The sequence below is a fragment of the Hymenobacter sp. YC55 genome (assembly GCF_029433095.1).
In the GTDB taxonomy this organism is placed as follows: Bacteria; Bacteroidota; Bacteroidia; order Cytophagales; family Hymenobacteraceae; genus Hymenobacter.
In genome coordinates this window covers 2,840,801-2,860,049 of sequence record NZ_JARNTX010000001.1, presented here as the reverse complement: position 1 = coordinate 2,860,049, position 19,249 = coordinate 2,840,801, and the positions used below count along the sequence as shown (strand labels likewise).

At 57.0% G+C, this 19,249-nt stretch carries 14 protein-coding genes and 1 riboswitch; of the genes, 8 read left to right on the top strand and 6 right to left on the bottom strand.

Annotated elements, in window-relative coordinates; translation table 11 throughout:
* The first annotated feature begins 405 nt into the window (after nt 1-405).
* The 3 genes from P1X16_RS11950 (at nt 406) to P1X16_RS11940 (ending at nt 5,244) form a co-directional block, all read left to right on the top strand.
* Nucleotides 406-3,051, top strand: coding sequence for a glucosidase (locus tag P1X16_RS11950; protein ID WP_277229090.1), 2,646 nt, complete (start codon nt 406-408; stop codon nt 3,049-3,051).
* 175 nt (nt 3,052-3,226) lie between these two features.
* Nucleotides 3,227-3,868 (top strand): cyclase family protein, encoded by a 642-nt coding sequence (locus P1X16_RS11945; protein WP_277229088.1) that lies wholly within the window; start codon nt 3,227-3,229, stop codon nt 3,866-3,868.
* Between the two features lie 668 nt (nt 3,869-4,536).
* Nucleotides 4,537-5,244 carry a PD-(D/E)XK nuclease-like domain-containing protein gene (locus P1X16_RS11940; protein WP_277229086.1) on the top strand — a complete coding sequence of 236 codons (708 nt, stop codon included), beginning with the start codon at nt 4,537-4,539 and terminating at the stop codon, nt 5,242-5,244.
* Nucleotides 5,245-5,839: 595 nt separating this feature from the next.
* On the opposite strand, the gene P1X16_RS11935 is transcribed toward P1X16_RS11940, so the two are convergent.
* Together P1X16_RS11935 and P1X16_RS11930 are read right to left on the bottom strand one after the other, a co-directional pair.
* The gene (locus P1X16_RS11935) at nt 5,840-7,138 is read right to left on the bottom strand and encodes an NAD(P)/FAD-dependent oxidoreductase (RefSeq protein ID WP_277229084.1); all 1,299 of its coding nucleotides are present in this window, start codon (nt 7,136-7,138) and stop codon (nt 5,840-5,842) included.
* A 230-nt stretch (nt 7,139-7,368) separates the two neighbouring features.
* The gene (locus P1X16_RS11930) at nt 7,369-7,896 is read right to left on the bottom strand and encodes a nuclear transport factor 2 family protein (RefSeq protein ID WP_277229082.1); all 528 of its coding nucleotides are present in this window, start codon (nt 7,894-7,896) and stop codon (nt 7,369-7,371) included.
* Between the two features lie 112 nt (nt 7,897-8,008).
* Between P1X16_RS11930 and P1X16_RS11925 the strand changes: the two genes are divergently transcribed.
* A complete protein-coding gene (locus tag P1X16_RS11925; RefSeq protein WP_277229080.1) occupies nt 8,009-9,034 on the top strand; it encodes an AraC family transcriptional regulator in 1,026 nt (341 codons plus the stop codon).
* 570 nt (nt 9,035-9,604) lie between these two features.
* Nucleotides 9,605-10,159 carry a TIGR02594 family protein gene (locus tag P1X16_RS11920; RefSeq protein WP_277229078.1) on the top strand — a complete coding sequence of 185 codons (555 nt, stop codon included), beginning with the start codon at nt 9,605-9,607 and terminating at the stop codon, nt 10,157-10,159.
* 90 nt (nt 10,160-10,249) lie between these two features.
* Here P1X16_RS11920 and P1X16_RS11915 read toward each other — a convergent pair whose 3' ends face one another.
* The 4 genes from P1X16_RS11915 to P1X16_RS11900 form a co-directional block, all read right to left on the bottom strand.
* A complete protein-coding gene (locus P1X16_RS11915) occupies nt 10,250-10,774 on the bottom strand; it encodes a DinB family protein (RefSeq protein WP_277229076.1) in 525 nt (174 codons plus the stop codon).
* 114 nt (nt 10,775-10,888) lie between these two features.
* Nucleotides 10,889-11,845, bottom strand: a complete 957-nt coding sequence (locus tag P1X16_RS11910; RefSeq protein WP_277229074.1) for a YafY family protein — start codon at nt 11,843-11,845, stop codon at nt 10,889-10,891.
* Between the two features lie 99 nt (nt 11,846-11,944).
* Nucleotides 11,945-12,205: a hypothetical protein gene (locus P1X16_RS11905; RefSeq protein WP_277229072.1), complete on the bottom strand. Its 261-nt coding sequence runs from the start codon at nt 12,203-12,205 to the stop codon at nt 11,945-11,947.
* A 59-nt stretch (nt 12,206-12,264) separates the two neighbouring features.
* Nucleotides 12,265-12,561, bottom strand: coding sequence for a hypothetical protein (locus tag P1X16_RS11900; RefSeq protein WP_277229070.1), 297 nt, complete (start codon nt 12,559-12,561; stop codon nt 12,265-12,267).
* A 418-nt stretch (nt 12,562-12,979) separates the two neighbouring features.
* On the opposite strand from P1X16_RS11900, the gene P1X16_RS11895 reads away from it, so the two are divergent.
* The 3 genes from P1X16_RS11895 to P1X16_RS11885 all read left to right on the top strand — a co-directional run bounded on the left by P1X16_RS11895 (nt 12,980) and on the right by P1X16_RS11885 (nt 19,223).
* The gene (locus P1X16_RS11895) at nt 12,980-13,780 is read left to right on the top strand and encodes an SDR family oxidoreductase (RefSeq protein WP_277229068.1); all 801 of its coding nucleotides are present in this window, start codon (nt 12,980-12,982) and stop codon (nt 13,778-13,780) included.
* Nucleotides 13,781-14,456: 676 nt separating this feature from the next.
* Nucleotides 14,457-17,417 (top strand): DUF4982 domain-containing protein, encoded by a 2,961-nt coding sequence (locus P1X16_RS11890; RefSeq protein WP_277229066.1) that lies wholly within the window; start codon nt 14,457-14,459, stop codon nt 17,415-17,417.
* Nucleotides 17,418-17,777: 360 nt separating this feature from the next.
* Nucleotides 17,778-17,892: riboswitch (SAM riboswitch) on the top strand.
* Nucleotides 17,893-18,032: 140 nt separating this feature from the next.
* Nucleotides 18,033-19,223 (top strand): PLP-dependent cysteine synthase family protein, encoded by a 1,191-nt coding sequence (locus P1X16_RS11885; RefSeq protein WP_277229064.1) that lies wholly within the window; start codon nt 18,033-18,035, stop codon nt 19,221-19,223.
* The last annotated feature ends 26 nt before the right edge of the window (nt 19,224-19,249 follow it).

Genomic DNA, 19,249 nt, shown 5'->3' with positions numbered 1-19,249 from the left:
GAAAGCTAGTTCCCCACCTCAACTGAAGTGGGGCTAGGGATGGTTTATTAATGCATGAACGATCTATAAGAACAGTCATGCTGAGCGGAGTCGAAGCATCTCGCTAGTGTGGTAAACCCTCTTATCAGTTCAACGAATCGAGCGAGATGCTTCGACTCCGCTCAGCATGACGGTTACTTTGGCAACGTCAGCACGCGAGATGCTTCGGCAGGCTCTGCATGACAGGCGCGGGTTGTTCTTGCGTTTGTCAGCTATTTTCAGTTCCTCACTTGAAGATATTTAACCCTTCTCGCACCAGCTATTTGCTGCTCTTTTAGAGAAGAAGAATAGCCTTTGTCGGTAATTCATCAAAACTTAACGCCGAGCTTTTATCTTCTTGTGAATGGAAAATTTAGGGTGAGGTCCATGACGAAAGAGCAAGAACGGCAACACGAAGAACACAAAGGGAAAGCGCGCTGGCACCAATTTGGGCCCTATGTAAGTGACCGGCAGTGGGGAACGGTGCGCGAAGACTACAGCGCCGATGGCCAACCCTGGACCTACACCACCCACGACCAAGCCCGCAGCCGCGCCTACCGGTGGGGCGAGGAAGGCATCGGCGGTATTTGCGACCAAAAGCAACTATTGTGCTTGGCGCCCGGCTTCTGGAACGGCCACGACCCAATCTTAAAAGAGCGTTTCTTCGGCCTCAGCGGGCCCGAAGGCAACCACGGCGAGGACGTCAAGGAACTGTATTACTACCTCGACAATACCCCCACGCATTCCTACATGCGGATGCTCTACAAGTATCCGCACCACACGTTTCCGTACGAGTGGCTAGTACATGAAAACGCCCGCCGGGGCCGCCTGAAGCCGGAATTCGAGCTCAATGACACGCAGATATTCCACAACAGCCGCTACTTCGACATCTTCCTCGACTACGCCAAGGCCGACCCCCACGACATCCTGCTTCAGATAACAGTGCACAACCGCGGCGAGCAGGATGCGCCGCTGCACGTGCTGCCGCAGCTCTGGTTTCGCAACACGTGGAGCTGGGGCTACGACAACTACAAGCCCGAACTCCGGGCCACGGAAGCTGGGCAGGTGCAGATTCAGCACGACAACCTGCCCGACCTCATGCTGCACTGCGAGCCGCTAGACGGCGAACTGCCAGAGCTACTTTTCTGCGACAACGAAAGCAACTTAGAGCGGCTGCACAATTGCCCGAACGTGGAGCCTTACCAGAAGGACGGCATCAACGACTACGTGGTGCACGGGCGGCATCAGGCTGTGAACCCGGAAAAGTGCGGCACCAAAGCCGCCGCTCATTATGTGCTGCACATACCGGCCGGGCAAAGCCGGGTGCTGCGGTTGCGCTTGGCCTCGCCGAAGCTGAAAAACCCCTTCGCCGATTTCGAGCACGTCATGAAGCTGCGCCGGCAGGAAGCCGATGCGTTCTACCAGCACTTGCAAACCGACCTGCACGACGTAGACGCCCGCAACGTGCAGCGGCAGGCGCTGGCCGGCATGCTCTGGAGCAAGCAGTTCTACTACTACGACGTGTGGCAGTGGCTGCACGGCGACCCCGCCCAACCGACCCCGCCAGCCCAGCGCCGCCAAGGCCGCAACTCAGCTTGGGAGCAACTCAACAACTTCGACGTCATTTCGATGCCCGACAAGTGGGAGTACCCTTGGTACGCTGCTTGGGACCTCGCTTTTCACTGCATTCCGCTGGCGCTAGTGGACGTGGAGTTTGCCAAAAGCCAGCTTTTGCTGCTCACCCGCGACTGGTACATGCACCCCAACGGCCTGCTGCCGGCCTACGAGTGGAACCTGAGCGACGTAAACCCCCCAGTGCACGCCTATGCCACCTGGCGCGTGTACCAGATGGACCGCAAGCACAACGGCCCCGCCGATACTGCCTTTTTGCAAACCATGTTTCACCGGCTGCTGCTCAACTTCACGTGGTGGGTGAACCGCAAAGACCTGAACGGCCGCAACGTTTTCGAAGGTGGCTTCCTCGGGCTCGATAATATTGGGGTATTCGATAGAAGCGCCCCGCTGCCCACCGGCGGCCACATCGAGCAAGCCGATGGCACAAGCTGGATGGCCATGTTTGCCTTGAATATGATGCGTATTGCGCTGGAGCTGGCTAAAACCAACCCAGTGTATCAAGACATGGCCAGCAAGTTCTTCGAGCACTTCCTCTACATCGCCTACGCCATGGCCAACGTGGCGGAGTTGCAACTAGATCTGTGGGACGATCAAGACGAGTTCTACTACGACGTGCTGCTCAACGAAGACAACAACAAGCGCACGCCGCTGCGCCTGCGGTCCATGGTGGGGCTGGTGCCGCTGTTTGCGGTGGAAGTGCTGGAAGAAGACGCGCTGAAAAATGTGCCGCAGTTTGTAAGCCGTATGAACTGGTTTCTGGAAAACCGCCCCTTGCTGGCCACTATGGTTTCGCGCTGGCAGGAACCCGGCAAAGGGCAAACGCACCTGCTGTCGTTGCTGCGCGGGCACCGCATGAAAAAGCTGTTGCGCCGCATGCTCGACGAGGCCGAGTTCTTGTCGGAATACGGGGTGCGCTCGATGTCGCGCTACCACCAGCAGAACCCTTATGTGTTCGAGCACTCCGACGGCGCCAACTCCCGGGTCGACTACGAGCCGGGCGAATCTAGCACGTCCTTGTTCGGGGGCAACAGCAACTGGCGCGGCCCCATTTGGATGCCCATGAACTTCATGATAGTGGAGTCGTTACAACGCTTCTACCACTACTACGGGCCCGATTTCAAGGTGGAATATCCTACCGGCTCGGGGCAGTACTGCACCCTGCTGGAAATCTCGCATGCCCTCACCAGCCGCCTCACCAAGCTGTTCTTGCGCGACAGCAACGGCCACCGTCCGATCTACGCCGACGACAAGCAGCTCCAGCAAGACCCTAATTTCCGTGACTACCTGCTGTTCCACGAGTATTTCCACGGCGACAACGGCAAGGGTCTTGGGGCCAGCCACCAAACCGGCTGGACGGGCCTCATTGCCAAGCTACTGCAACCTAGGCTAGGGGAGTAGGAGTAGCCGAACGGCCATGCTACCACGGGCAAACGCCAGAGTTGGCTCTGCTTTCTATGGAACGTGCAGTCGTGCTCGTCCGTAACCGATATATGCAACAATGCGCGAAGCGGAGGCTTCGCGCTACTTCTGTCATGCGCACCAACTCAAAAGCTGGTGCTATACCTTGTTTTGTATGTCCGGCTGGCTTGACCTCACTACCCCGATTTCCGATGGCATGGCCTACTGGCCTGACAATGCGCCCGTTCACATCAAAAAGACGCTGAGCATTCAGCGCGGCGATGCGGCCAACGTCACGGAAATGAGCCTCAGTGTACACACGGCCACCCACGTCGATGCGGCCCTGCACTTCCTCGACGACGGCGCCGATGTGGCCGCGCTGGATCTGAGCACGCTTATGGGGCCAGCGCATGTGGTAGCCATTCAGGACCCGCACTTCATCACGCGCCCCGAGCTGGAAGGCTTGCTGCTGCAACCAGGTGAACGGTTGATTTTCAAAACCCGCAATTCCGACCGGGAGTGGGCACAAGCCCCCTTCAACCCCGATTTTGTGCGCGTCCGTGCTGATGCGGCCGAGTGGCTGCGCGAGCAAGGCGTAGTATGCGTAGGCGTCGATTACCTGTCTGTGGGCCCCGCCGACACGCACAATATTCTGCTCCGAGCCGGCATTAGCATCATCGAGGGCCTGGCATTGCAACACGTGGAGCCCGGCCTCTACGACCTGATTTGTCTGCCCCTGAAAATCACCGGTGCCGATGGCGCCCCCGCCCGCGTAATTGCCCGGCCACGGCTAAGCAGTGATGCGCCTTCTGTTTAAAAAGCTTGACTAGTTAAGTCACCATATAAAGTTTCTCCACTCACTGCATTTGCCGAAGCCTTACGTGCTAACCGTCAAACTGAGCAGGTGACGCAGTCAAGCATCCCATCAGTTGCCGTTGCGACCACTACCGGTCCTACCGGTCATGCTGAGCGCAGCCGGAGGCGCAGTCGAAGCATCTCGCGTGCTGACGTTGCTAAAGTAACCGTCATGCTGAGCGCAGCCGAAGCATCTCGCTAGTGTGGTAACCCCCTAATGAGCTCAACGAGTCGAGCGAGATGCTTCGACTGCGCTCAGCATGACAATAGTACCACAACCTCACCACGCAAGATGCTTCGGCTGCGCTCAGCATGACCGGTCGTGGTGGCAACATAAGCATACCAAATGCTTTGACAACGCGGATGTCCGGTCAGGCATAGTTATTACTGCGAGGAGTATAAGTTGCTTTACCAACTCAGGGGTGGGGCTGATACGGCCATAAAGTAGAAGCCTTAGAAAAAGAAAAAAGATTACTCGATTAGTACTTACCGACTGATGATAAACACCTTATCAGTGACCTTGAAATGGCAGCGCTAGTACGCCTTGCCGCATTTCCTGAAAAAGCCTTATCATTAGTAGAACCCTCCTTTCCACCGGAGCCTTTTCAGGACAATCGTTGTTGCTTCCCCGTGACTGAACCGAACCCCACCCCGCGTCCCGAGCTGCTACGCGTCCCCTACGACGATTACCGAGCACTGCCCGCCATTGCCAACTCCGACCTTTCGCGGCTGCGCGATGCCCTCCACGGCCGCCCGCCCCGCTCCACTAGTTCACAAGGCGCCTTAGGCTTAGGCACGGCATTCCACACCGCGCTGCTAGAGCCCGACCTGTACGAACCGGGCCTGCCGGGCATCAACGACAGTTTGATTTGGTGGATGGTAGATGGGGTGAAGCTCAATCCCGAGCTAAATAAGCTGCTGGAAACGGGCATGCCCGAGCCGAGCTGCATCTTTACCGAGCCCACCACGGGCACCCTCTGCAAGCTCCGCGCGGACCTCATCATCGACCAGCCCGGCCAACCCTACACCATCGTCGATTTTAAAACCACCTTGGCCCGCGACCATGACCACTTCTACTCGCAGTGCACGGGCTACGACTACGACCGCCAAGCCGCTTTCTACTCCGACGCCCTAAATGCCGACCGTTTCTTGCTGGTAGGCGTGCAGAAAGTGGAACCGTTTAGCTTGTTCGTCATTGAAGTGCCGCCGCATATGCTGGCCGAAGGGCGCAGCAAGTACCTGCGACTCCTCAAGCTGCTGCACCCCGATACCCTAGTGCCAAGCGCCGTTGCCGGGGCTATCCGCGAAGTGCGCGACTCGTTGCTAGGAGACGACTAGCGAAGTGTAAGCAGTGTTCCGCTGCAACCTGCCGACAAAGTATCTATGATTTTGCTTGGAATTGCTTAACCCGCACTTTATACTTGCGTAAACGTCAGCAAAACGAGTAGCCAAATGCGTCTTTTCTGCAATAATATTTCCAACAATAATTCGAACAATAATTCGGTTCGAGCTTGGAAGGCTATTGCACCATTGGAAATATAAAATCATCAATTGATTTTCCTTTGAAAGCCTTCCACTCACCTGGAAGGCTTTTTTTATGCCTGCTGCCTTAGTTTTTTACTAGGGCAAGGCGCGAAAGCAAGGCAACCCAAAGAGGTTGTTGAAGAAAACAGCTGGGGGATGCGCGAAGCTCGCTGCAAAGCAAGCCAAGTGCACCCGAAACAGCGCAGGTGGGGAAGCAGGCTCGGCGGCCGTACTTCTCCACCTGTTTCTTTTTGCGCCTGACTTAGTGAACGACCTGTTTTAAAGTGCCGCTTTTCATTCCGACCAGAGGGAGGAATCTAGAGTAACCCGTTCAACAAGTTAAAGTAGATTCCTTCCTCCGCTCGGAAGGATATTTTTCTGCTTGTGCAGGCTTTAGTCGGCAAGTACATCAAGCGTCCAGTAGCTGGCGGGCCGCGTCGGCACCGCTGGTGAGTGCGGCTTCCACAGTGCCAATGTAGGGTCCATCATATACGCCTTCGCCGGCAATGAAAAGTGTATTGGCAACCGGTGTACCCAGCGTGGTCCGTTGTTCGCTGGCGCCCACAGTAGTATAGGCATATGCCCCAAGCGCATAAGGATCAGCAGCCCAATTAACAATGCGGTGCGCTAGAAGCTGACTGCGCAAAAACGCAGGCGTAGTACCGAGCAGACCGGCCAACGAGTCCAGCGCCTGGGCAAGCAGTGTTTCGGCGGGGGTGGTGCGGAGGCGAGTGGCGGCGGGACCAGCCAGCCAACCCGTGAGCAAGGGGCGCGGGTCGGGCAATTGCGACCACCAAGTAGGGAAGGGCGCATCCGAAAACAGAAAGCTCAAATCGGGCATCGGTTGCGTTAGCTGCGGCGAGGCCTGCTGCCAGAAAGCGTCCTTGAATTCTAGTAGCACCTTGATAACGGCCCCGTATCCCAAGTTGGCCGCTGCTGCCCGGTGCTCCGGCAATTCCGGCTCGATGCGGATGTAGCTCGGGCTGTCGGGTGGTGCTTGCCAGATGCCTAGCGGCACAGTAAGCAGCACCTGTGCCGCCTGAAGGCGGCGCCCGTCGGCGGTGCGAATGTCCACTTGGCCGGGCTGCCAGCGTATTTCTTGCACGACGGTGGAGAAGTGGAATGTACCTCCTGCTGCCTCCACTTCTGCAACGAGTCGTGCCATCAGGTTGCCGTAGGTGCCTTCGGGGTGGGGCGAATCGTCGAAGCCGCCGCCGCTTAGTTCTTCGCGCAAAGCAAACGAGCTGGCCCGTTGGGCATCGGCGGCGTCATAGCCTTCCGCGAAGCGCGTGACTTGCTCGCGCATAGGGGCGTACTGTTCCTCGCCGAAGTATTCGGTAAGAAAGTCGGCTAGGGGCATGTCGTGGGGCAGGGCGTGCAACTGTTCGAGTAGCTGTGGCACCTCCTGAATGAAATCTTCGGATTCGTGGAGGTGCCCCTTGATTACTTGGTAAGTGGAGCCGGTGGTAGGGAAGCTGGTCAAGCCGGCTTCGTCGAGCAAGCCTCGCGTCAGGGGTACGGCCCCATGCATAAATTCGGCTCCCGCCTCGGTGGGGGCCGAAAAGCCCGCGTCGGTGAACGTGTGAATCCGGCCGCCGGGGCGGTTGCGGGCTTCGAGCACCACCACGCTGCGGCCCGCTTGGACTAGCGTACGGGCGGCATACAACCCGGCGGCGCCGGCCCCAACAATAAGCACTGTATCAGTCATACAACTTGTTTTATGCGCTAGCTACCGTCCCGAGCCAGTAATTGTTGGGGCTGCGCACAAAATCCAAGGCTTACCGCTGACTCTTAGTAACTTAAACAATGCCACAAAACGGACTCTAGCAAATTATGCCCACCCCGTTCTGCTACCTGTCTTCACGCCTTGCCCCCGGCCGACCCCACGAAACGCTGCGGTAGTGTCAGCCGGGGGCAAGTACGGTTATTGACTGCCGCTTACTTGCCCCAGAACCGGTCTTCCTGCGTAAGATCGGCGGAATACACGGTGGCTTGCGTAATCTGGCCGTTCTCTACAGTGTAGACGTCGATGTTATCGACGTCCAGCACGTCGCCGGGAGGTTGGGCGCCTTTCCAGTGCAGCAGGCAAGCAACCCGGTTGCCGTTCACGGCCATCACATCGACAGCGGTAAGAGCCAGCGTATTGGCCGACATTTCGTACATGCCGCCCACCATTTGAAACACCTCTGCTTTCGATTTTTTAAGTCCCGCAAACTTGTTGTTGCCGGGCTGATGCCACTCAACGTTGTCGTGGAGGGAGGATGCGAGTTGCGCTTGGTCGCCTTTCTGCACGGCGGTAAGGAATTTGCGGACGGTTTGCTCGGCTTGTTGTTCCATGGAGGTAAGGGGTTGGGGCGAAGAAATGAGGAATGAAGGGTAGGCAGCCTGGTCAGAAGCAGCCTTGGACGATGGGGGCGCGAAGAGGCCGTGTACAGCCACCAGCAGCGCGATAGTGAGTGTTTCCATGACAGCGAAGGTATAGCAGACCCTGGCCGGCCATCTTACCCTTGGGCGCCAACCTCTTACCACTTCACGACAAGCGCATACAGGTCGTGTTAGCAACTGATATCTTCAAACCATGCAAGACAATCACCAACGAGTGGCCCTGCAACTGCTAGCCTACGCCGCGCAAAAGGACGTGCCCGTAACCCGGCTCTGCCAACTGGCCGGCATCGAATTTGAAGCGCTAAAGCAAGGCCAAGGTCCCACCCTAACCTCCAAGCAAATCAGCGACTTGTGGCGCAACGCGGTACACCTAAGCGGCGACGAGCTGCTGGGGCTACACTTAGGTGAAGCACTGCAAGTAGCTGCGCTAGGCATTGTCGGCGAGTTGGTGCGCAGCAGCCGCACCGTAGGTGAAGCCCTAACGCATGCGGCTGTCTACATCCACCTGCTCACCGACCTGTTCACGATGGAAGTGCGCACTACGGCAGGCAGTTTTGAAGTACAACTAGTGCCCACCTCTGAACAGGAGCAAGAAGACACATTTGTGGTGCGGCAACTGCGTGATGTGCTGCTGGCCCTCGTATTGCACGAAGTAAACGGGCTGGTGCTGGCCAAAATCCAGCCGCGGCAAGTGCGGCTGCCAGTCAGCGCCGCCGAACTGCCGGAATACCAGCGGGTATTGCGTTGCGAAACCATAACCGCCGCCATTGACGACATCAGCCTGGTTTTCGAGGAGCACTACTGGCACGAGCCCATCCTGACGGCTAATTATGAATTGCAGCGGCTTCTGCTGGAAAAGGCGGCCTCCTTGCAAACGACCTTCGCCGAGCACCAACCAATAGGCGACCGAATAAGCCGGTATCTGCTGGCCAATGCCAACATGGGTGTCCCTACGCTAGAAGATATTGCTGCCAACTTCAACACCAGCGTCCGTAACATGCAGCGCAAGCTGCGTGAGGAAAACCTAACCTACCAGCAGCTAGCCGACGATGTGCGCAAGGAATTAGCCTTGCACTACTTGCACACCAGCGCGCATCCGCTCAAAGAGGTGTCATACATGCTTGGCTATAATGAGTTAAGTGCTTTCTCTAGAGCCTTCAAACGCTGGACCGGCCACACACCGGGCGGTTACCAAAAACGCAGCGCTTTGCTCTCGTGACCGTGAGCCAGGTAGAAATATAAAGCACAAAACCGTCCTACTGAGCCCGCTAGAGGCATCAAGCGTACTGATACTGCCAAAGTACCGGTCCGCTGAGCATGTAGCGCATCAAGCCAGGGACTGGGACTAAAGCAGCTCACGTGCTAAGGTTGTACAGATGACGTTGCAACACTAACCGTCATGCTGAGCGCAGTCGAAGCATCTTGCTAGTGTGGTAAACCCTTTAGCCATTGCAACGAGTCGAGCGAGATGCTTCGGCTTCGTTGCACTGCGCTCAGCATGACCGTTAGTTTGGCAACGTCAGCACGCGAGATGCTTCGACTGTGCTCAGCATGACCGTTATTTTGGTCGTGTCAGTAGGCTTGATGCTTTGATAAGCTTTATATGATGGGTTGTTATATGGTTTGTGTTGCTGTCGTGGCTGCACAACATAAAATTGCTTGCTAAGTATTGCTTTAAATATTGATTTTTTCTAATATTAAGTATGCACTTGGAATATAAGGTATTGCGACTGATCTGGATGCTGCTGACCTGTTGTGTTGATATCCAGTTTACATACCGACTTATGCTATGGCAACGCTTCCCCAGAAGTATCAGTGGTTAAGAGAAGAAACCGGGCCCCGCATGATTAAAGAAGCGCTGGCCGAATTAGGCACCGTCGAGTTGGCGGGGGCAGCCAACAACCCTACCATCATCCGCTGGGCACAAGAAACGGGCATCAAAAGCGTAGCGCAGATGTACGTGGCCGACAGTATTCCGTGGTGTGGGCTGTTTATGGCGGTAGTAGCCAGGCGGGCCGCTAAATCACCGGTAAAGGACCCGCTGTGGGCCCTGAACTGGGGCACGTTCGGTGTATTCACCAAAACGCCCATGCTCGGCGACGTGCTGGTATTCGTGCGGCGTACTGCCGATGGCAGCCGCGCCGGTCACGTCGGCTTGTACGTGGGCGAAGATGAAACCGCCTACCACGTGCTCGGCGGCAACCAAGGCGATTGTGTATGCGTGACCCGCATGCCCAAACAACGCCTCTACACGGCCCGCCGCCCGAGTTACAAAGTGCAACCCGCCAATGTGCGCCCCATCCTTTTGGCTGCCACGGGTGTCATGTCGCACAGCGAAGCTTAATAAAGAGCTAGCAAGGTTTGCGCAGTTGCGCGAAAGCCCCAGCTACAAGCAGTAGTTGGGGCTTCGGATGTAGTTCACTTAATCAAAGTGCTAACCGGGAAACATGGGCTCGTCGGCGGAAGGACCGTAGATGGCGGGTACGGGTACATCGAGCAAACGCAGGTACACGCTGAGCTGACCACGGTGGTGGGCCGTGTGGCTAATGAGGTGCCGCACAACCTCGGCGCGGGTGTTGGTCATGAGTATTTGTTCGCCGTGGCGCATCGTCCAGAGCTGCTCGAAATCATCGGGGGTGGCTGCTAGAAGGGCGGCCCGAGCGGCAGCGCCCTGGGTGTCGAGGCGTTGGAGTAGCTCGGCGGTGGTAGTGGCCGGGTGCTCTTCCTGTTCCAGAAAGTGAGCCAGGTCTACCTCGGTGGTATGGAGGGTGTGGGCAATGCCGCCTATCAGGTCGGTAATGTGTGTAGCCAAGTGCCCGAGAGCCATCGACTTGGGGTGAGGCTGCCAGGAGAAGTGTGCTTCGGGGGCGCGCTCCAGCACGCGGCGGGTGGTTTGCAACTCGTCGTCGAGTTCAGTTACCAGGGCTTGGGCAAAGGGGGCTAGCGTGTCGGTTAGCATAACGGAAAAGAGGTTTGGTGAATGATATTCCAAACCTACTAGCCACCACTGACAGCCCTATGTCAGTAGGAAATGCCGCCAGTCAACTTTATTTGAGCGCTCCACTTTCTCCGGCTACTCTTGCCCAAACGACTCGTAGGCGGCCACCGCTAGCTCGCGTAATTGCTGGTGCAAGGCCGGCGGCGACACCACTTTGGCCCGGCCAGTGAAGAGAAGCAGCCAGCAAGCCAAACTCTTTAATTGACCAGTTAGGAACGTGACTTCCAACCAGCCGTCGGGCAGGGTTTGCTCGTGCGCCCAACCGTAGTAGTGCTTGTTTTCGTGGAAATGAGGCAGGCAATCCGGCGCGAAGCGCACCACGGCAGGGTACTGCTGGCGCCGTTCCGCTAGCTGCTGCCAGTACGAGTGCAGCGTTTCGGGGCGGGGTGCAAACTGCTCGTCGAGAAGGCGAAGCTGTGCTATCCGGTCGAGGCGAAAGTCGCGGTACTCTTGGCGCAGGCGGCAAAACGCTACCACGTGCCAGTTCTGCCCGAAATAGATGCCAATAGGCTCGACCTCGCGCTGGGTGGCCGCCCCGTGGTAGCCCGCTCGATAATCCAGCGAAACCACTTGCCGGCTCACAATGCCCGTGAGCAGCAACTGATGAACGTTAGGGGCCAGCGGCATAGCTGTCGGCTGCGTCCGGTTTGCCAGAATGGTGATGCGCGGGCTCACTTCTTCGATATAGTCTCGGTCGGTGCGGCGCAGCACGGCGCGCAGCTTGTCCATGGCGCCGCGGCTGAGCTGCGCGGTATGCGCGTCGGTGAGCTGTGCTACCAGCTTTTTGGCGGTGACGAGGGCCGTGGCTTCTTCGCGCGTAAACATGACGGGCGGCAGCCGATAGCCATCGGCCAGGCAGTAGCCTACGCCCGCCTCGCCGCACAGCGGCACGCCAGCTTCTTCTAGGGTGCGTAAGTCGCGGTAAATGGTGCGCAGGCTAACCCCAAACCGCTCCGCCAGGTCTTGCCCCTTCACCATGCGCCGGGCCTGGAGCTGTATCAGAATAGCCGTTATTCGATCAAAACGATTCATAGCCCCAGCAAAATAGCCATTGCCAGCCAGTTTAGAGGCAGCAATGGCTATTATAAGAACGTGTCTCGGCGGTTACCCACCGGAGCAGATAATCGGTCTTTAGCTGGCGTCGGCCTGAATGTTAATCACCGAAAAACCGGCCGCTTCCAACGTGTCGTGAATGCCATCTGCTCCCGGATTAACCCCCTGGCTTACGGCAACTTCAATCTCGCCTTGCTCGATGCGGTCGACCAACAACCCCAGACCCGTGAGTTGCTCGCGCGCCTCACCGATACGCTCGGGCGTGTCCAGACCGTCTACCTGCACGATGTAGCGTAGTAACTGGCTTGGGTTGATGTCGGGGCTGGAAGAAGTTGTCATAGCGCAGACGGTTAAGGTGATGAGAAGAAAAGCTACGGGAGCATGTCGGCGCGGCAGGGCTAAGCTGTATGTTGAGGTGTTGCCGCGGGCGTAGCCGCAATAGAGGTGGCTGCTTTGATGTTGCCCGCCGCATCGCAGTAGCAAACTACGTATTCGGGTTGCGAATCTCTAGCAATAGGGGTGTGGTCGAAGTAAGGACTGCACGCATTGCGGGCTACGCACTGCCACGCCTGCTGGTGCTGGCGGCGGTAGACGTAGGCAAAGCAACCAGGCACAACCTCGAAGTCGAGGCGACGACCAGCCGGCACCAAATGAAGTTGCAGTACTGCTGTTGAGTTTTGAGTAGGTGTAAGCATAGGAGTTGGTTGGTAAGGTGGCATGGAAAGCAAGGACCTAGGAATGGAAGGATAAGATAGTTACCTCAACGGCCAGAACCAGGGGTTTAGGTCCCGGATTAGTACGGGTTTCTGCTTGAACAAACCCTGATTTTTCTGTTTGGTAGATAGCCTATGCACTAGCACAACACGCATGCTCGCCGGGGAAAATACGGTCTGACACGAAGCTCCCGGAGCACTTAGAACACCCTGCGGAGCCGCTGAAGCCACAACCGGCTCTTGCCGACACTCCCCGCTGTTCTCACAACCCGTTAGCTACGGTTTAGCTTCCCTGTCACCTGTAGGCTTATACGCTAATAAATGCCTTTCCGATGTGCTAAACGAGGATTAGCCACTCGTCGTAAACCAAAGTCTGACTGAACCCAACAACCAAAACGCTATGACAGACAACCAAAAATACGCCCTCATAACCGGGGCAACCAGTGGCATTGGCTACGAACTCGCCAAACTTTTCGCGCAGGACAACTACAACCTCGTGTTGGTGGCCCGCAACGAGCAAGAATTGGAAAGCAAGGCCGCTGAATTTCGGCAGCAATACGGTGTAGAAGTGGTGCCCATTGCCCGGGACTTGTTTCAGCGGGAAGCTCCTTTTCAGGTGTACGAGCAGGTACAAGGCTTAGGCATTCAGATAGATGCCTTGGTAAATGATGCCGGCCAAGGCCAATATGGCGAGTTTGTGGAGACGGATATCTACCGCGAACTGGACATCATTCAACTTAACATTGGGGCCTACGTGGTCTTAACCAAATGCTTCCTAAAGGAAATGGTGGCCCGTGGCTATGGTAAGATTCTGCAAGTATCCAGCATCGGTGGTGAGTTGCCGGGGCCATTGCAAGCAGTGTACCACGCCACCAAAGCCTTCGTAACGTCGTTTACAGAAGCCATTCGGGAGGAAACCAAAGACAAGGGCGTAACTATCACGGCCCTGCTGCCCGGCGTAACCGACACCGACTTCTTCAACAAAGCCGACATGAACCAGTCGAAGCTGGTAGCTGAAGGCAGCAAAGCCGACCCCGCCGAAGTAGCCAAAGACGGCTACGAGGCTCTGCTGGCTGGCAAAGACAAAATCATTTCGGGCCTGAAAAACAAGGCCATGGTGTACAGCAGCAACCTAATGCCCGACGACCTAGTAGCCGCCAACATGCACCAGCAAGGCAAACCCGTAGACGAAAGCAAGTAGCAGCTTCTGTAAACACTGTTAAGTGTTATATAATCAGATATAAAAAAGGCTCTGGCACCTGCCAGAGCCTTTTTTTGCTGCTCTAGGCGGGTGGAGAAAGAGCTAGAAGCCTGCAAGCTAGTTCAACTCAGCTGCTGTTGTGCATCTAGCAAAGCGGCCTAGGAGTGGTTGACCAATCGTAGAACAACTTGCGCTTGTCATGCTGAGCGGAGTCGAAGCATCTCGCATGCTGACGTTGTAGCGGTATTGTCATGCTGAGCGCAGTCGAAGCATCTCGCTAGTGTGGTAATCACTACTCCTGCATCAGCACGCGAGATGCTTCGACTTCGGCTGCGCCTCCGCTCAGCATGACAATACCACTACAATGTCAGCATGCGAGATGCTTCGACTCCGCTCAGCATGACGACCTAGTTGTCGTTCTAGCAGCCTCACATTCACCTAAGCCCTGCTTGCTCGACGCACAACAGCTGAGGAGGCAAATTGCCTGCTAGGCTTGTAGTTAGTTTTCTCCTTGGCTTTAGCAGCCAGGAAGAAAAAATTACGGGTAAGCCGCAGAGTACAGGAGGGAAGCGTTGTTGCGCATCATTTTCTTGGAACACACCCTGCCACTCAACTACCCGTTCCTATGTCTTCAGCTTACTACCCTGAACCACACTCAAGACGCTATTGGTTAGCTATGGTTTGTTTGCTGGCGGTTGCCGGGCAGGCGCAAGGAGCGGAGCCCACCAGTGCGCGCACCAAATACAACTTCAATCCGGCCTGGAAGGTGTACGTGGGGGAAGCAACGGGTGCCGAGGCGCCAGCTTTCGACGACAAACGCTGGAAAACGGTGACGCTGCCTTGGGCCTGGAACGAAAACGACGCCTTCAAAAAGGACATCAAGGACCTGTCTACGGGTATTGCTTGGTACCGCAAGCACTTCCGGCTACCTGCCAAAGATGCCGGCAAGAAAGTGCTAGTCGAATTTGAGGGGGTACGGCAACACGGTCAGGTTTACGTGAATGGCCAGTTGGTGGGGGAGCACGAAAACGGTGTAATGGCCTTTGGCTTCGACATCACCAAGTATCTAAAGCCCGCCCCGCAGGAAAACGTGCTGGCCGTGCGCACCAACAACGACTGGGACTATAAAGAGAAAAAGAGCGGCCAAACCTACCAATGGAGCAACCGCAACTTCAACGCCAACTACGGTGGCATTCCCAAAAATGTGTTTCTGCACGTAGTAGAGCCCCTGCATCAAACCCTGCCGCTGTTCTCGGGCTTGGGCACCACGGGCGTCTACGTCTATGCCCGCGACTTCAGCATCCCAACCCGCGAGGCCACGGTTACGGCCGAAGCGCAAGTGGTCAACGAGGATGCTACCGCCCGCACCTTCGAGTACGAAGTGCAAGTGGAAGATGCCGACGGCAAACTAGTGAAAACCTTTGCGGGCAGTGCCACCACCTTGCAGCCCGGCGAAACCAAAACAGTTTCGGCCAGCGCCCGCCTAAGCGGCCTGCACTTCTGGAGCTGGGGCTACGGCTATCTGTACAACGTATACACCGTGCTCAAAGTAAACGGCAAGCCGCTGGACGTGGTGCGCACCCGAACCGGATTTCGCAAAACCGAGTTCGGCAATGGCGTGGTGAAACTCAACGACCGAGTGATGCAGATGCACGGCTACGCGCAGCGCACCAGCAACGAATGGCCCGCCGTGGGTCTCTCCGTACCGGCCTGGCTGTCGGACTACAGCAACGGCCTGATGGTGGAAAGCAACGCCAACCTGGTACGCTGGATGCACGTCACGCCCTGGAAACAGGACATCGAGTCGTGCGACCGAGTGGGCTTGCTGCAAGCCATGCCTGCCGGCGACGCCGAGAAAGACGTGACGGGTCGCCGCTGGGAGCAGCGCACCGAATTAATGCGCGACGCCATCATCTACAACCGCAACAACCCAAGCGTGGTCTTCTACGAGTCCGGCAACGAGTCAATCAGTGCCGAGCACATGCAGGAAATGAAAGCCCTGCGTAACGCGTACGACCCCTACGGTGGCCGCGCCATCGGCTCGCGCGAAATGCTCGACATCGACGTGGCCGAGTACGGCGGCGAAATGCTGTACATCAACAAGAGCGCCAAGCATCCCATGTGGTCCATGGAGTACTCGCGCGACGAAGGCCTGCGCAAGTATTGGGACGAATTCTCGCCGCCTTTCCATAAAGACGGCGACGGGCCGCTCTACAAAAACGCCAGCGCCGCCGAATACAACCGCAACCAAGACACGCATGCCATGGAGGACGTGAAACGCTGGTACGACTACTGGCACGAGCGGCCCGGCACCGGCAAACGGGTGAATTCGGGCGGCGTCAACATCGTGTTCAGTGATACCAACACCCACTACCGCGGCGCCGAAAACTACCGCCGCAGCGGCGAGGTGGATGCCTTGCGCATTGCCAAAGACGGCTTCTATGCCCACCAGGTGATATGGGACGGCTGGGTGGAAACCGAGAAACCGCGCACGCACATCATTGGCCACTGGAACTACAAGGATGGCGTCAAGAAAGACATAACTGTGGTGTCGAATGGCGACAAAGTGGAGTTGTTTCTCAACGGCAAGTCGTTGGGCTTTGGCACACAGAGCCACCGGTTTCTCTACACGTTCAAAGACGTGGTATGGCAGCCCGGTACCCTGCGGGCCGTTGGCTACGACGCACGCAACCAGAAAGTAAGCGAGGCCGAGCACCAAACCACTGGCGCCCCCGTGGCCCTTAAGCTAACCACCCTCACGCACCCCGCCGGCCTGCAAGCCAACGGCGCCGACCTCGCCCTGGTGCAGGTGGAAGTAGTGGACGCCCAGGGCCGCCGTTGCCCCACCGCCCTCGACCTAGTACACTTCGCGCTCAGCGGCCCCGCCGAATGGCGCGGCGGCCTCGCTCAGGGCCCCGACAATTATATTCTGGCTAAAAGCCTGCCCGTGGAAGGTGGCGTGAACCGCGTACTCGTTCGGACTACCACCCAAGCTGGCACCATCAAGCTCAAAGCCACTGCTACGGGGTTGAAAACCGCCGAAGCAAGCTTGAAATCCAAAGCCATGCCCCAGAAAAACGGCTTGGCCGAGCAACTGCCCGGCGCTGACTTGGCCGGTAGCTTGCAACGTGGCCCCACGCCCGTCACGCCTTCCTTCACCGCATCGCGCTTCCCGGTGGCCATTACCAGCGTCACGGCCGGTTCCAATGCCGACAAGGCCAAGCTTACGTTCGACGACAACGAGCTATCGGAGTGGAACAGCGAGGGCCCCGTTGCCGCCGCTTGGATTCAGTATGAGTTGGAGCGCCCCGCCGCCATAAGTGAAGTCGCCATGAAACTCGTGGACTGGCGCTCTAGCCAGTATCCGATCCGCATTCTTGTCGATGGGAAGCAAGCTTTTGCGGGTACCACGGAGCGCAACCTGGGGTATTTCACGGCCACCTTCCCCGCCCAAACCGGAAAGACATTGCGCATCGAACTGACCGGTGCCAGCAAAAGCCAGGACGCCTACAACATTGTGGAAATAACGGGCCAAAAAGACCCTGCCGCCGGTGGCGACCAACCAAAAGCGAAGGCCACATTAGGCATTGTGGAAGTGGAAGCCTACGAAAAAGCAGCCGGCCAGCTGGCGAAGTAATACTGTAGTCCTACGACTTGCTCGCAGGGCTTCGTAAGACCACAGCCTTGCCTGCTAGCGTAAGTAGAAGGCTCTAAACCGTCATGCTGAGCGGAGTCGAAGCATCTCGCTAGTATGGTAAACCTTCTTAGAAGTGCAACGATTCGAGCAAGATGCTTCGACTCCGCTCAGCATGACAGTTACTTTAGCAACATCAGCACGCGAGATGCTTTGGCTGCGCCTATGCATGACGGTTTTTCGGCTAGGATTAATAAGCACACAGCCTAGCGAGGGACGTGTATATAAGTATGGCTTTTTTACAACGGTTTCTTGCGCAGTAACATTGCGTGCCTATATTTACGGCACGCTCCTTCACCGGAGCACTTATCAAGAAAGGCGGAGGGACAGGCCCTATGATGCCTTAGCAACCAGTAGTGATACCAGGTGCTAAATCCTGTTCCAAGACGGCTGCGGCCGGTTTGGGAGAAGATAAGTTGAAAGATGCTCATCGAAACGGCGCTGCTCTTCTGACTTGTCGGGAGGGCTTTTTTTATGCTCTTTCGATAAGCTTTCTTGATCGAGTGCTTGCAGGAAAAGAGGCGTTTTAAGTTGTCAACCACCTTAATTCTTGCCGATATGTCCGTTGCTACCTGCGCCCCTCAAGCTGTACCCGTTTCTTTTCTCACCGGCGTGCGCGCCACCTCCGCCCGATGGTCATCCAAGGGCGGAACCGAGTTCATTGCTAGCCCCAAGGCCGTTCGGGCAGAAGAGCTGGAGCATCCGGCCACTGCCTGTTGTCTGTCTCCTGAGTTAGCCGAGAAGTTCAACCACTTGTGGCATTTGGTGGGCAACACGCCCATGCTGGAACTGCACTACCACTACCAGGGCCAGCCCGGCCGCATCTACGTAAAGTGCGAGCACTACAACCTGACGGGTAGCCTCAAGGATCGGATGGCCCTGCACATCTTGCAGGAAGCCTACAAAAGCGGCGACATTAAGCCCGGCGACACCATTGTGGAAGCTACTAGCGGCAACACGGGCATTGCGTTTGCCGCCATCGGGCGGGCGCTGGGCCACCCGGTCCGCATCCTGATGCCCGACTGGCTGAGCGCCGAGCGGGTCAACATCATCCGGAGCTTGGGTGCCGAAATAACCTTGATTAGCAAAGCTCAAGGTGGTTTTCTGGGCAGCATTCAACTGGCCGAGGAAATAGCGGCTTCGCGCTCCGACGTGTTTCTGCCCCGGCAATTCGAGAACAAGCTCAACGCCCAAGCGCACGCCCGCACCACGGGCGTCGAGATATGGCAGCAGCTAAGCGGCTTGGGTCGCACCCCCGACGCTTTTGTGGCGGGCGTGGGCACGGGCGGCACCGTAATGGGAGTGGGTAGCTATTTGCGGGGCAAGGACGCGAAGGTGCGCATTCATCCCTTAGAGCCGGCCGAGTCGCCAACGCTTACTACCGGCTATAAAGTAGGCTCGCACCGCATTCAGGGCATTTCCGACGAATTTATTCCGGCCCTGGTGCACCTCGACAAGCTAGATGCCGTGGTGCAAGCCAACGATGGCGACGCTATTCTGATGGCGCAAAAGTTAGCCACGCAACTCGGCTTAGCGGTCGGCATATCGTCGGGGGCCAACGTCATAGGCGCTATCCGACTGGCCGCGGAGCTTGGCCCGGATGCCACTGTGGTTACGCTGCTTTGCGACAGCAACAAGAAGTACCTAAGCACCGATTTGTTGCGCGAGGAGCCTATTCGTGCCGGATACCTAGCTCCCGGAATAGAGTTTACGCGCTACCAGCCCATCAGCCGGCTTGCTGTGGTGTAAGACGTAGCGTAGAGTAAGGACACAAC

Bases quoted from the DNA above. Each gene is read 5' to 3' on its own strand.
- P1X16_RS11885 (WP_277229064.1), top strand. From the start codon at position 18,033: ATGTCCGTTGCTACCTGCGCCCCTCAAGCTGTACCCGTTTCTTTTCTC.
- P1X16_RS11895 (WP_277229068.1), top strand. From the start codon at position 12,980: ATGACAGACAACCAAAAATACGCCCTCATAACCGGGGCAACCAGTGGC.
- P1X16_RS11930 (WP_277229082.1), bottom strand. From the start codon at position 7,896: ATGGAAACACTCACTATCGCGCTGCTGGTGGCTGTACACGGCCTCTTC.
- P1X16_RS11910 (WP_277229074.1), bottom strand. From the start codon at position 11,845: ATGAATCGTTTTGATCGAATAACGGCTATTCTGATACAGCTCCAGGCC.
- P1X16_RS11920 (WP_277229078.1), top strand. From the start codon at position 9,605: ATGGCAACGCTTCCCCAGAAGTATCAGTGGTTAAGAGAAGAAACCGGG.
- P1X16_RS11890 (WP_277229066.1), top strand. From the start codon at position 14,457: ATGGTTTGTTTGCTGGCGGTTGCCGGGCAGGCGCAAGGAGCGGAGCCC.
- P1X16_RS11915 (WP_277229076.1), bottom strand. From the start codon at position 10,774: ATGCTAACCGACACGCTAGCCCCCTTTGCCCAAGCCCTGGTAACTGAA.
- P1X16_RS11925 (WP_277229080.1), top strand. From the start codon at position 8,009: ATGCAAGACAATCACCAACGAGTGGCCCTGCAACTGCTAGCCTACGCC.
- P1X16_RS11905 (WP_277229072.1), bottom strand. From the start codon at position 12,205: ATGACAACTTCTTCCAGCCCCGACATCAACCCAAGCCAGTTACTACGC.
- P1X16_RS11900 (WP_277229070.1), bottom strand. From the start codon at position 12,561: ATGCTTACACCTACTCAAAACTCAACAGCAGTACTGCAACTTCATTTG.
- P1X16_RS11950 (WP_277229090.1), top strand. From the start codon at position 406: ATGACGAAAGAGCAAGAACGGCAACACGAAGAACACAAAGGGAAAGCG.
- P1X16_RS11935 (WP_277229084.1), bottom strand. From the start codon at position 7,138: ATGACTGATACAGTGCTTATTGTTGGGGCCGGCGCCGCCGGGTTGTAT.
- P1X16_RS11945 (WP_277229088.1), top strand. From the start codon at position 3,227: ATGTCCGGCTGGCTTGACCTCACTACCCCGATTTCCGATGGCATGGCC.